Origin of the sequence: Paenibacillus riograndensis SBR5 (assembly GCF_000981585.1) — a bacterium.
Classification (GTDB): domain Bacteria; phylum Bacillota; class Bacilli; order Paenibacillales; family Paenibacillaceae; genus Paenibacillus_AQ; species Paenibacillus_AQ riograndensis.
Map to the genome: position 1 here is coordinate 3,751,578 of NZ_LN831776.1, position 12,874 is coordinate 3,764,451.

At 49.0% G+C, this 12,874-nt stretch carries 13 protein-coding genes; 9 read left to right on the forward strand and 4 right to left on the reverse strand.

Annotation, left to right across the window (positions count from 1 at the left end; translation table 11 throughout):
• Positions 1–73 precede the first annotated feature (73 nt).
• Together hrpB and PRIO_RS15655 are read left to right on the forward strand one after the other, a co-directional pair.
• On the forward strand, positions 74–2,569 hold the full coding sequence (gene hrpB, locus PRIO_RS15650) for an ATP-dependent helicase HrpB (RefSeq protein WP_046503363.1): 2,496 nt from the start codon (positions 74–76) through the stop codon (positions 2,567–2,569).
• Positions 2,570–2,680: 111 nt separating this feature from the next.
• Entirely contained in the window at positions 2,681–3,337 is a 657-nt protein-coding gene (locus tag PRIO_RS15655) for a general stress protein (protein ID WP_020429779.1), read from the forward strand.
• A gap of 147 nt (positions 3,338–3,484) precedes the next feature.
• On the opposite strand, the gene PRIO_RS37465 is transcribed toward PRIO_RS15655, so the two are convergent.
• Together PRIO_RS37465 and PRIO_RS15660 are read right to left on the reverse strand one after the other, a co-directional pair.
• Positions 3,485–3,610: a hypothetical protein gene (locus PRIO_RS37465; RefSeq protein WP_407944496.1), complete on the reverse strand. Its 126-nt coding sequence runs from the start codon at positions 3,608–3,610 to the stop codon at positions 3,485–3,487.
• Complete coding sequence (locus tag PRIO_RS15660) at positions 3,610–4,602, reverse strand: carotenoid biosynthesis protein (RefSeq protein ID WP_046503366.1); 993 nt, start codon at positions 4,600–4,602, stop codon at positions 3,610–3,612. Before PRIO_RS15660 ends, PRIO_RS37465 begins: the two co-directional genes overlap by 1 nt.
• A gap of 157 nt (positions 4,603–4,759) precedes the next feature.
• Here PRIO_RS15660 and PRIO_RS15665 point away from each other — a divergent pair, with 157 nt between their 5' ends.
• The 3 genes from PRIO_RS15665 to PRIO_RS15675 all read left to right on the forward strand — a co-directional run bounded on the left by PRIO_RS15665 (position 4,760) and on the right by PRIO_RS15675 (position 7,273).
• A complete protein-coding gene (locus PRIO_RS15665) occupies positions 4,760–5,329 on the forward strand; it encodes a TetR/AcrR family transcriptional regulator (protein WP_197545423.1) in 570 nt (189 codons plus the stop codon).
• Positions 5,330–5,715: 386 nt separating this feature from the next.
• Positions 5,716–5,958 (forward strand): hypothetical protein, encoded by a 243-nt coding sequence (locus PRIO_RS15670; RefSeq protein WP_046503369.1) that lies wholly within the window; start codon positions 5,716–5,718, stop codon positions 5,956–5,958.
• A 955-nt stretch (positions 5,959–6,913) separates the two neighbouring features.
• Positions 6,914–7,273, forward strand: coding sequence for a replication termination protein (locus PRIO_RS15675; protein WP_020432045.1), 360 nt, complete (start codon positions 6,914–6,916; stop codon positions 7,271–7,273).
• 2 nt (positions 7,274–7,275) lie between these two features.
• On the opposite strand, the gene PRIO_RS36805 is transcribed toward PRIO_RS15675, so the two are convergent.
• A complete protein-coding gene (locus tag PRIO_RS36805) occupies positions 7,276–7,428 on the reverse strand; it encodes a hypothetical protein (protein ID WP_020432047.1) in 153 nt (50 codons plus the stop codon).
• Between the two features lie 27 nt (positions 7,429–7,455).
• Positions 7,456–7,839, reverse strand: a complete 384-nt coding sequence (locus tag PRIO_RS15680; protein ID WP_020432049.1) for a TraR/DksA C4-type zinc finger protein — start codon at positions 7,837–7,839, stop codon at positions 7,456–7,458.
• 186 nt (positions 7,840–8,025) lie between these two features.
• Here PRIO_RS15680 and PRIO_RS15685 point away from each other — a divergent pair, with 186 nt between their 5' ends.
• The 4 genes from PRIO_RS15685 (at position 8,026) to PRIO_RS15700 (ending at position 12,853) form a co-directional block, all read left to right on the forward strand.
• Positions 8,026–8,421, forward strand: a complete 396-nt coding sequence (locus PRIO_RS15685) for a DivIVA domain-containing protein (RefSeq protein WP_020432051.1) — start codon at positions 8,026–8,028, stop codon at positions 8,419–8,421.
• A 97-nt stretch (positions 8,422–8,518) separates the two neighbouring features.
• Positions 8,519–11,254 carry a CHASE3 domain-containing protein gene (locus PRIO_RS15690; RefSeq protein ID WP_052741463.1) on the forward strand — a complete coding sequence of 912 codons (2,736 nt, stop codon included), beginning with the start codon at positions 8,519–8,521 and terminating at the stop codon, positions 11,252–11,254.
• A gap of 195 nt (positions 11,255–11,449) precedes the next feature.
• Positions 11,450–12,328, forward strand: a complete 879-nt coding sequence (locus PRIO_RS15695) for a PRD domain-containing protein (RefSeq protein ID WP_231869909.1) — start codon at positions 11,450–11,452, stop codon at positions 12,326–12,328.
• A 9-nt stretch (positions 12,329–12,337) separates the two neighbouring features.
• Positions 12,338–12,853 (forward strand): PTS sugar transporter subunit IIA, encoded by a 516-nt coding sequence (locus PRIO_RS15700; protein WP_407944485.1) that lies wholly within the window; start codon positions 12,338–12,340, stop codon positions 12,851–12,853.
• Positions 12,854–12,874 lie beyond the last annotated feature (21 nt).

Sequence of the window (12,874 nt, forward strand, 5' to 3'; positions counted from 1 at the left end):
AAGCTTGATATTTTAAAAAGTTTCACCCATCATATGAGAGATACCGCATCATAACAAGTTATGGAGAGATAAGATGAAGCAGCTTCCGATTACACAGGTGCTCCCTGAGCTGAAAACTATATTAAATACCTCTACCGCCGCCGTTTTGACCGCTGAGCCGGGGGCGGGGAAAACGACGGGGACGCCTCCCGCATTTTTGGATGAGCCCTGGATGGCCGGCAAAACCATATTAATGCTGGAGCCGAGAAGGCTGGCCGCCCGCTCGGCCGCCAGCTACATGGCGTCCTCCATGGGCGAAAGTGCCGGACAAACGGTAGGCTACCGTATGCGCAATGACACCAAAGTCGGCCCGGATACAAGAATTGTTGTGGTCACAGAAGGCGTGTTGACCCGGATGCTGCAAAGTGATCCTTCGCTTGGCGAGGTGGGGCTTGTGATTTTTGACGAGTTCCATGAACGCAGCCTTCATGCGGATCTCGGGCTGGCGTTAACCCTGGAAGCACAGGCTGTGCTGCGGGAGGATCTGCGGATTCTTATTATGTCAGCGACCCTCGACAGCGGGCGGGTCTCGGCTATGCTCGGTGGAGCCCCGGTAGTGAATTGCCCGGGCCGGACTTTTCCGGTGGAAACGATCTATCTGCCAGGCTCAGGAGACAGGCAGCTGGAGCAAGCTGCTGCCGCAGCGGTCCGCCGCGCGCTTGCCGAGCAGCCGGGGGATGTGCTCGTTTTTCTGCCCGGGGAGCGTGAAATCCGGCGGACTGGGCGTGAATTGGAGAGCGGTACGCTCCCTCCGGGCACAGTGCTTCGGCCGCTCTATGGGCAGCTGCCGCAGGTCCAGCAGGATGCGGCGGTGGCGGCCTCTGTCCCAGGCGAACGCAAGGTCGTGCTGGCTACTTCCATTGCCGAGACCAGCTTGACGATCGAAGGGGTGCGGACTGTAATTGATACGGGGCTGCGGCGGACCCAGGTATTTTCGCCGCGGACAGGCATGCCCCGGCTGACTACAGTTCCGGTGTCCAAGGCATCGGCCGACCAGCGGCGGGGCCGCGCGGGACGCACTGCGCCGGGAGTATGCTACCGGCTGTGGAGCCGGGAGGAGCATGCCCGTCTGCAGGATGACAGCGTCCCGGAAATCATGGAGACCGACCTGGCGCAGCTCGCTCTGGAGCTGGCGCTGTGGGGCGCGCCTGCCCCGGAGGCGCTGCTCTGGCTGGACGCCCCGCCCGCTGCGCCCTATGCGCAGGGCACGGCGCTGCTGCGCCAGCTCGGCGCGCTGGACGCCGGCGGCGCCATTACGCCGCACGGCCGCAGCATGGCCGCGCTGGGCGCGCACCCGCGCGTTGCGCATATGCTGCTGCGCGCGGCAGAGCTTGGAGCAGCGCCGCTCGCCTGCCGGCTGGCGGCGCTGCTCCAGGAGCGGGACCTTTTGCAGGGTCCCGCCGCCCTGGACAGCGACCTCACGCTGCGCGTGGAGGCGCTGCTGAGGTTCGAGCGCTCCGCTGCTGACAGCGGCGGAGCGGACCCGGCAGCTCTGCGCGCGGTGCAGCGCGAGAGCCGGAGCTTCCTGGCGCAGCTTACAGCCGCGCCGGGTGCGCTGCCGGACAACATCAGCCTCACCGGGCTGCTGTTGTCCTTTGCCTACCCCGACCGGATCGGGCAGAAACGCGGCGATGGCGCGTTTCTGCTCTCCGGCGGCCGGGGGGCGGCTATGAGGGAAGGGCAGCCGCTGACGCGTTCGCCCTATATCGTGGCGGCCGGCATTGATGACCGCGCCGGCCAGAGCCGGATCATGCTTGCCGCAGACCTGCCCGAGGCAGATCTGCTGAAGTATCACAAGGACAGCCTGCAGGAAGAACGCGAAGTCTACTGGGACAAAGAGAGCGGGAGTGTGCAGGCACGCCGGCGGACCCTGCTGGGCGCATTGATCCTGAAGGAAACTTCTCATGAACGGCCCACTGCGAAAGAGACAGAAGAGGTGCTGCTTCGTGTAATTGCCGAGGAAGGGCTGAAGCTGCTGCCTTGGGACAAAGCAACGGTTCAGCTCCGGCAGCGGATGGAGTTCCTGCACGGCCTGCGGCCGGATTTTCCGGATGTGTCGGAGGAGGCCCTGCTGTCTACCCTCCAGGAATGGCTTCTGCCGTTTATCCAGGGGATGCGCAATCTGCGCGACCTCCAGCGGGTCCCGGTGTCCAGAGCGCTGGAAGGATTGCTGGACTGGAACAGCCGGCAGCTTCTGGACAGGGAAGCGCCGGCGCATATTACAGTTCCCAGCGGTTCCCGGATTCCAGTCGATTACAGCAGCCCGTCAGCCCCGGTGCTCGCAGTCAGGCTCCAGGAGATGTTCGGCCAAGCCGATACACCCCGGATTGGGGGAGGCAAGGTTGCAGTTCTGCTGCATCTGCTCTCACCGGCCAGAAGACCGGTACAGGTGACGGCGGATCTGGCCAGCTTTTGGCGCAGTACGTATTTCGAAGTCAAAAAGGATCTGAAAGGCCGCTATCCCAAACATTATTGGCCGGATGATCCGCTGCAGGCGGCCCCGACGAACCGGACCCGTCCTGCGAAATAAGGCTTGCGGCTGTGATCCGCTGCGATTCTGCTGAAAATGCTTGCCGCCTGTTTGGCAGGCCTCTGATCGGGTAATAATGTAGCGAACGACAATTACGAAGGAGGGCTTCAAGTGACTGACAAAATCGTAGGTGTTTTCGACACAGAACAAGAAGCGACCAGAGCAATTGAGGGACTGCAGCGGCAAGGTGTAAGCAATGATGAAATCTCAGTAATTACTCGTGACCGGGACGAACTGAAAAATATATCGGATGATACAGGAACCATGGCTCCGGAAGGAGTAGCAACCGGTGCGGCAACCGGAGGCGTCGTCGGCGGGATCGCCGGGCTGCTTGCCGGGATCGGTGCATTGGCAATTCCGGGAATAGGCCCTATTCTGGCGGCCGGTCCTATTGTCGCAACCCTGAGCGGGGCAGCAATCGGAGCCGGTGCAGGGGGACTCGTTGGCGGACTGATTGGTCTGGGTATTCCTGAGGATGAAGCGAAAGAATATGAAGGCTATGTGGACAGCGGCAAAATCCTCGTCCTGGTGGACGACAACGGACGCGGACGCGATATCCACAATGTATTCCAGGGCAACCGCTCTTTGAATGCTAGCAGATACGACAGCTTGTATAACGACAACACATTAAATGATCCTATCACTGACCGGGGCGCAACCAATCCCGGTGTAGTCAGAGATGACACTACGGTTGGCAATGCGCTGGGCAACAGAGGCTCCATGAACGCAGACACCGACCCGGACCGTTACAACGGCAACCGGATGTAAGGTAAACGCGGCTTCAATGAAGCCGAGAGGCTAACCGGGTTCCGTAAAGTTCAAAAAAGGCTGCATTTCAGGCAAAAACCTGAGATGCAGTCTTTTTTTGAAATATAAGAATTTCTATGCTACACGCTATAAATTATCCTTCTATTTCTACTTGGTGTATAAGAAATGATGCAATTCCAAAAAATATGGATTTTTTGGAAGCATCAGATGTCCAAAGAAAATAAAATTCATGTAAGCAAGAAGCGCCAAAATAAAAATGCCGGACTGGAATATTAATGAAAGTGCGTCTTTGCCTCCATGCTTGGGCTTTTCGCGATTGGACTTGCTTTTTTACCCATAATATAAATTCCAATCCAGGCTGACACTAATAAGATCTGAGCTAGAACGACCAGCCACAATACTTCCGTATAACCTCCTATAATGCAAAATATAGTATTAACCAGGGGGAACCCCAAGAAAGTAAACATGATGGGAAAATCTTTTTTGGGAGTGAATGAATGAATAACCTTCCGGTCCCAGAACTTTAGAAAAGCTAATGCTAAAACTCCGGTTGTAATTACAGAAAGTGCAATTAACATCACCCATTGCATATTAGATATTCTGGCGAAGAACGGCCCCATATAATTAAAGAAGTTGGATAAAGGTGAGAACATACAAGCTAACGACAGAATTGCTGCCAGAAACGGATAGATATAACCAATTAATTTACTGTAGCCTTTCTTTTTATGCCACCATTCACCAATTAGAACAAAGACGGTCCAATATCCCGCTATATAAATCCATCCTGTAAAATTCATCACGGGTTCCCCATATATTTGAGGTTCACCGGCTAGAGGATAATAAGTCCATCTTGCAATGAGTCCTTCCGTAGTCTGAAAGATCTGTTTAACGGCCACTGGGTCCAATGAAAAGTCAAAAACCATAGCGCTCAATCCCGTAATAAAGGGTTTAGTCCATAACGGTATATTTACAGACTTTAGAACACGCAAAGTTGAATAAATGATCAGAAACTCAATAATAGGAACAGTAATAGGTATATTAAATAACATTAAAATACTCCGCCCATATGCGTAGAAACCTTCGCCAAGAGATGACGCAGTGATTTCAAAAACGGCTGCATAAAAAAACACAAAACCTATAAATTGCAGTAGAACCGTTTTAGGATGCTCTTCCTTATCAAGTATATAGAAAACCATTAGAACAGCAGCAATTATGACTATAATATCTTGAATAATCCATACAGGCACTATTGTTATGTCACCCATATTTTACCTCCATTTAAGTTTAAATTGAATTGAACGTTCAAATAAATTATAATTTCACCGTGTTACTAAAACAACAGGCTGTTCGTTTGCCTTATGTTCGTTATCATACAAACCACATTAGATTTGTTCATTTATTATTTTAAATTGGGAGGATACGATGTCAGACAAAAAAACAGATCACAGAGTGAGATATACAAAAATGGTTATAAAAGAAAGCTTATTGAAGCTTTTGACAGAACGGTCTATCAATAAAGTTACAGTGACCGACATTTGCAGAGAAGCAGGGATTAATCGCAACACCTTCTATACACACTATGCTAATCAGTTTGAGCTTCTTTCAACGATTGAAAATGATCTTTACGAAGAAATTAAGCAAGTTGTGATTAGTTCTTCAAACCCTCAAAATCTATCTTATGAATTATGTAAGTATATAAAAGCGAATAAAATTATTTGTGAGGTTTTGTTCTCGGAGCATGGCGATAAAGAATTATTAGAACGAATCCTTTATATCAGCCATGATATAACTATTGAGAAATGGAGGCAGCAAGTTAAATATTTTGATCAACCATTATTTGAGTCCTGGTATACGTTTACCGCACATGGCAGTATAGCCATTATTAAAAAGTGGGTGAACAGTGGCCTGAAGGAAAGCCCCAGTAAAGTTGCAGCTTTTATTGATAAAGCCACGGAATCCGTATCTAAAGCATTTTATTCTGAAGAATTGTAGGCTTTCCCCGCTCCTCACCAAAAAGCCCGGTCAGCTTCTGTGAGGCCACTGAAAAAGTCGAGAGACAGGAACATGGTCCCAAAGAAAGTCGCTAATTTAGCGGCTTTTTTGTTTTATCGGTACAAGTTCTTGTACCGAGTCGAGGACAAGAACTTGAGTCGATTACCGATTAGGTAAGTATCTAACTATGTTTCCAAGCAATCTCATTAAGCTCTAACGGAAAACGTTAGCTCAATATCAAGAAGAAACGCTAACGGGAAACTTCAGTTCAACCACGATAGGGCAACTAGTAAGTAAACGCGATCGGCTGCCTTTATTAAACTAACAGGCAGATTTGTTTAATGGTAAAATGGTGGTAAACCGAATTTGGGGGTATTGGAGTGCGAATGTATGCCCTTCTTAAAGAACATGTTGATGATGTTAGAAAGCTTATGATTTACGATTATGAAAATGGAGTTTATGTTTTTTTATATGATACACAAGAAGATAAGAGTGGCTTTGCCGACTTATGGTTTGAAACGTTTGATGAAGCTGTTGACTACTGTATTGAAAAATACAAAGTAATACTGGATCAATGGGTTGTAATAAATGATCCAAAGGAAGGGCAACAACACGATATTATACATTAAATAATAATATGCTTAGCTTTAAGCTAACGGGAACGTTAGTTCAACGACAACAGCGGCAGTCTAAGACTTTATTTATCAGGTCTTGGTCCGCCGCTGTTTCTTTTAATTGATCAGTCTACAACTTACTTTTCAAAAACTGACAATTTTTCAATTCAAAAACCGCGTTAAATCAGCGACTCTAGTCTAATACTTTATTTTCACCGAACATCAGATGATTTAGGCGGGGCAGGAGGAGTGAGCTCCCTCAGCGGAATGGACGAATCTCTCCCATTAACGGATTTCCAGTCCGCATTGGCTGCGGATTGCTTGTGAAGGGAGCTCAACGCGTCCGCAGAGGGGCCCAGGCAAAATCGCACCAGAGCTGCAATTGATTGATCCGCAAATGATTGAAGTGGAAATAGTTTACTTAAATATGCTCAAAAGACGTTTTATAGAGGCATTAGTGGGAATTAGTAGACTTAAATTAAGTGAAATACGCTGTGGAGGGACGAATGGGCTGAATTAGGTTTCCTTTTTCCAACTAATTCCTACAGGAGGGCGGGGAGGACAGATTTAAGTTTACTTTTTCCACTTGGGCTTCTGCCATATACTCCAATCTGGTCCATGGAGCTTTGAAAAGGCTAGAGAATACAGGTTCCTTCAGTGCTCCTGGACACATGAGCGGATAGCGAGGCACGGCCTCTCAACGGACAGGCGCTCTATTAGATAATTTATACCCAAATTTCAATATATGAAAAATTCATAATAGAAAACCCCAAACAAACCTGCTCCCCAGCACCAAAGATTACATTCACTCCATTACGGGTACTTATACCCTAATTAAAGGTTTCAAGGGGAGGGGCCTATCTTAAAAATGCTTATTGTGAAAGCTGGGAAATAGAGTATATACTAGAGTTATGCAGGAAAGATAAGGAAAATTAGCCGGAGTAAGAAACATACCATCAGGAGGTGTCCCATGGCGTTTATGATTGCCCAGCGGGCTTTTATTAAGGTATACCTGATTACAATGGTTGAGCAGCATAAAGGTTATGGCTATCAAATGCTGGAGGATTTGCGGAGAGATTTCAAAGCCCACGGCTATTCTCCTCCCCAGAGCGAAATTTACAGGGCGCTGCATGAGCTGGTTCAGCAGGGGATTCTATACCGCACCAAGCAGCTCAAAGGAAATGATCCCAAAGTGGATTTTCAGGAAATTGTCCTGTATCATTTCACAGCCGACGGGGAGGAAAAAGCCAGACTATATAAAAAACAGGTCAAAACGGATCTTGACCGCTGCCTTGGAATCCTTAACAAAGCCGTAGCGGATAATTTCTAGCATCAAAGCTCTTCGTTGTCTGCATCCTGGCCCGGGGAAGTCACCGGTGAGCTTGCGCTTCCGTAATCCTCCACAGCATCCCAGGCGCCGGCATCATCGAATCTGCCGCTGTGCTGCTGGCGGTTACGCCCTGCTCCTGCCGGGGGAGCCGTCATTACTTCTTCTTCTACAGGCCGGTCGCTTTAGGATTCGCGGGGCGGCACATGCTCTACAGCGTAAGGAGTATAGGGAACTGCCTCTAGTCGCTCATATGGAATCTCCTGGCTGCTTACCACACATATACCGTAGGTACCGTCTTTCATTCGCTGCAGGGCGGCTTCAATGTCAGACAGCTCCTCGGAGAGTGACCGGTTGATCGCCAGATCCCGGCTTCGCTCGAAGGTTTCCGTGCCTGTGTCGGCAGGATGGTTGTCTGCGGAGGAAAGTTCACCGGTTGAATTTCGGAGCGAGTCACCGAGCAGGCTGTTTTCTTCTCCGTTCTGTGAGAAATGCTGCTCCAGCTCCTTTTTGCGCTCCAGCAGGGCTTTTTTCAGACTAGCAAGCTGTTCATTGGATAGATGGCTCATTCTATACTCATCCTTTCTGGGATGTATTTATGCTTCTGCCGTATTCTTTCCTTACCCTATTGTAGTCAGGAGCAATCAGAAGGAGAGGAGCACAGGAAGTGCAACTTTAGTGATATTTTCAGGTTGCTTGCACCCTGTTATAATGGTTACTACCGGATGAACGATATATACTTGGAGGTCAATTCAATGGATGAACACATGAAACGCAGACTGGACAAGCAGAGAAAGCTGTTCAGCCAGCTAGGCATTACACTGGATGCACTAACCATACACGAGAAGGAATTCAGCATGAAACTCCGCGGCTACGATGCCGAAGAGGTCGACACATTTCTGGATAGCGTAATTAAGGATTATGAGCGTTTTTACGCGACCATAGCTGATTTGATGGATAAATGGCAGGAACAGCAGATAGAGCTCCGTGAACTGAAGGAGAAAAGCAAACAGGCAGAAGCCATTCCTGCACCAGCGCCTATTATCAGGGGAATTGATCCTATGGATCTGGAGGATGTGATCTTGAAGCTGGAAGCCAATGTGCGGCAGCTAAAAGACAGACTGCCCCGGAGCAGTGAGAGCTACCTGTAATCATCCTTGTTAACGAACAATCCACTTGTTATCTGTATTGCCAGCATTTACAATTAAAAGGCAGCAGATACCGGAATGCCGGATGGAGGTTGAACCATTGCTTAACAAGCAAGCCTGGAGCCTGAGAATCCGCAGTAAAATCGCGCTTGGATATGTCATGATCCTGCTTATGCTGGGCCTGTTTCTGCTTGTAGTGGCGGGCAGAATAACGGATCTGGAGAAAGAAACGGTTTTTCTCAGCGATCATGACATGAAGGTGCATGAGCTTACCTATCAGATTGAAAAAGATGTGCTGGATATGGAGACTGGCCAGCGCGGATATGCGCTTACCGGTGAATCCAGCTATTTGACCCCGTATGACACCGGGATTACAGAATGGAAGATTCATTATACCGGATTAAGCGGCCTGATCAACGATAATCCCGACCAGTCGAAGATTCTAAGCAATATCCAGAACAATATTGAACATTGGATCGAATCAGCGGGTCAATATATTGTGGATCTGAAACGGAATGGCCAGACTCAGGCAGTCAATGCTTTTTTCCATAATGACAGCGGCAAGGTTATTATTGATTCCATCCGCTCACAGTTCGACTATTTCCGTGACAATGAACGGAAGCTTACCAGCGAGCGGATAGCCAATCTGAAAGCAAGCAATGACAAGCTTCTGGTAACCATGTATATCCTTTGGGGACTGGTTGCATTGCTGGCTGCGCTTATTACTTATTTGATATCAGCAAGCATTGTTAAGCCGCTCCGCAGTGTGATACAGGCGATCCACACCATCGCCAGCGGAGGCAATATGTCCGAACGGATCTCCGTGAAGTCCCTTGATGAAATCAATGATCTGGGAAATGCCACGAATGATCTGCTGGATACGGTGCAGCGGCAGCAGTGGAGCAGTGAACAGCTGGCGTTAATGTCTGTTGCTCTGCAGGAGACTACGGATTTGCCGCTGCTGTGCCGTACATTTATGAACAGACTGTCTGTGATCCTGGAGCTGCAGTATGGTGCCGTATATGTACTGAACGGGAATAAAGAGTATAAACGAATGTACTCCTATGCAGGCTCAGAGCAACAAGAGATTGAATTTGGAAAAAGTACGATTCGCCCGGGAGAAGGGCTCGTTGGCCAATGTGCGGCCGATATGAGGATGATTCGAATTAACAACTTACCCGAGGATTACATAAGCATCAACTCAGGACTTGGAAGATCTGCACCCAAGTTTGCCGTAATTGCTCCAATCCTGTTTGAGAACAAAACACTGGCCGTTCTGGAAACGGCTTCACTTACCCAATGGGCTCCGCATCATCTTGAGCTCTTTAATGAACTGCTGAAAATGCTGGGAGTCACCTTGAATTCTGTATTGACCCGGATGGAAATCCAGCAGCTGTATAGCGAATCCCAGACGATGAATGAAGAATTGCAGGTGCAATCCGAAGAGCTTCAGGTGCAGTCAGAGGAACTGCAGGTCCAGACTGAAGAACTGCAGAATCATACACAGGAACTGCTCACGCTCAACCGGGAGCTGGAGCACCAGAAGTCCGTGGCAGAGAATGCAGCAGCTCAGTTGGAGAAATATAATGAGCAGCTGGAATTAAGCTCGCGTTACAAATCCGAATTTTTGGCCAACATGTCTCATGAGCTGCGTACACCGCTTAACAGTATGCTTATACTTTCACAGCTGCTTACCGAGAACCGGAATGACAGCCTGACGGAAGAAGAACAGGGATATGCCGAAGTCATTCATTCGTCGGGCAGTGAATTGCTGGGGATGATCAATGATATTCTGGACCTGTCCAAAGTGGAAGCCGGGAAAATGACCGTAGAGCGGGACCCTGTCAATCTTACCGAGCTTCCTTCTATACTGTATGGTTATTTCAACAAGATGGCGGAGCAGAAAAATATTGATTTCAAGGTGACCCTTGAGAACAACGTCCCGGATATATTTTTTACAGACGAGATGCGGTTGCACCAAATTCTGCGGAACCTGCTGTCCAATGCTTTTAAATTTACGGAAAAAGGTTTCGTCGAGGTCGTCATCAGCCGTCTTGAACCGCCGTCCGCACCACAGCTTTCTGAGCCTGGTTCCGTACTGGCCTTTGCTGTGAGGGATAGCGGAATCGGAATCGGGGAAATGAACCGTGAGGTGATCTTCGAGGCTTTCCGCCAGGCTGACGGCTCAACGGCGCGTAAATTCGGCGGCACGGGACTGGGGTTGTCCATATCGCTCCAACTGGCCCGGCTGCTTGGGGGCACCATTTCTTTGGATAGTAAAGAGGGGGAAGGCAGCACGTTTACGCTGTTTATTCCCTGCCGTGAAGAAGAAGAAGGATTCGATTCCGTCTTTCCCGGGGTATGGACGCTGCAGGCCGCTGCTGCCGCCGAGCGGGACAATAAGCAGCCGGATGGTGCTGCGGGAGCGGATGCTGTCTTGTTTGATAAGGAGTATTCGAATCTGCATGGTAAAACGGTGCTGATCGTGGATGACGATGTGCGCAACATCTATGCACTTGAAAAAGGGCTGGAGCCTTATGATATGAATATTCTGACTGCCCAATCAGGCTTCGAATGCCTGCAGATGGTCAGAGAACAGCCTGATGTGGATATCGTTCTGCTGGACATTATGATGCCGAATTTGGACGGGTACGACACGCTGTCGATTATCCGTGAGGAGCTGATGCTGCCGGAGCTTCCCATTATCGCCATCTCAGCCAAAACGATGAAGGAAGACCGGGAGAAATGTCTGGCAGCGGGCGCTTCGGATTTTATCAGCAAGCCTGTAATCATTCAGGATGTAGTGACCCGGATGTGCCGCCTGATGGGGGGATAAGCCAAACTTGACATTTTCAAAAACCCATTGACGGAAATATAGGTATGATTTATGATATTCTTATAAATGATCATTTATATGCAATCGGCGTGTTACCTTTAAGGGCATGAGCCAAGAATTGACTTCATTCATTTGAGTCTTTCTTGGCTCTTTTTTATGCGAAAAATTGGATATTGGGCGGAAAGGAGGGAGAACTTGGCGAGGGAAAACGAGCAGTTCGAGGTACTGCGGGTAATCGGAAACAACGTGGTAATGGTTCAAGGGGGAAGAAAAGGCAAGGAATATGTAATCATCGGCAAGGGTATCGGATTTGCGGTCAAAGATACGGGATTCATCGATGCAAATGACCAGCGGATTGAGAAATTGTTCCGGCTGGAGGACCGTGACGAATGGAGTCAATATCAGATTTTGCTCGAAGATATTGATCCCAAGGTAATGAAGATTACAGATGATATTATTGCGGATATTGCTCATGAATTTTCCGGCAAGTTGAACGACAAAATCTATTTGGCGCTCCCCAGCCATATTCAGTTCACCATCTACCGTCTGCGGGGCGGTATGGATATTGTCAACCCGTTCCTTCAGGAGACTAAAATGTCATTTCCGAAGGAATTTGAGATCGCTTACAGGGCAGCGGAGAAAATCAGTGCAGAGTTCAATGTTCAGATTCCTGAAGATGAAGTGGGCTTTCTGACCTATCACGTGTATTCTGCTGTCAGCAATGTGCCGGTAGGCCAGCTGGTCAAAGCCTCGAATATTGTCAGTGAACTGCTCGACATGATCCGCGAGGAACGAAAGGTAACCTTTGTTTACGGGAGTATGAACCATATCCGGCTGATGATCCATCTGAGATTTTCCATTGAGCGGATTCTGCAGGGTTCACTCATCGACAATCCGTTCGTGAAACATATTCAGAAAGAATACAAAGAGGAATACAAGCTGGCCCAAAAACTGGGCAAGGTCATGCAAAATTCGCTGGGCACAGAGGTCCCGGAAGAAGAAATCTGCTTCCTCGCCATGCATTTGCGCCGTTTGTTTCAGACTCTGGATCAGCAGCATAAACAGAAACAGTAAGGAGAGAAAATGATGTTTTCCAAATGGAAGTCCAAAAAAGAAGCACAACCGTCAAAGATAACTACCCTGGAGATTTTGGCACCGGTCAGCGGGCAGGCCGTTTCCTTAACCGGAGTGCCGGATGAAACGTTCTCAGGCGGGCATATGGGGCAGGGAATCGCTATAGAACCTAGCGAGGGGAAACTAATCGCCCCTTTTGACGGAAAGATCGCCCATGTGGTCAAATCCAGTCATGCCGTAATCATTGAGCATTCTTCCGGACTGCAGCTGCTGCTGCATATCGGAATGGATACCGTAAGCCTGAAAGGCAGCGGTTTTATCAGCCATATCGCCAGCGGGGATGAAGTGAAAGCAGGACAGACGCTGATTGAGTTCGATATCGCATCGATACAGGCAGCCGGTTATCAGACGATTACGCCGGTCATTGTGACACGCAACGGTGAAGCTGACCCCGAAGTGGTTTGCCGCTATGGTTCGGTAACCGCCGGCAAAGACATTATTCTAACTGTGGCATCCAGGCAATAAATCATACAGCATCATCAACGG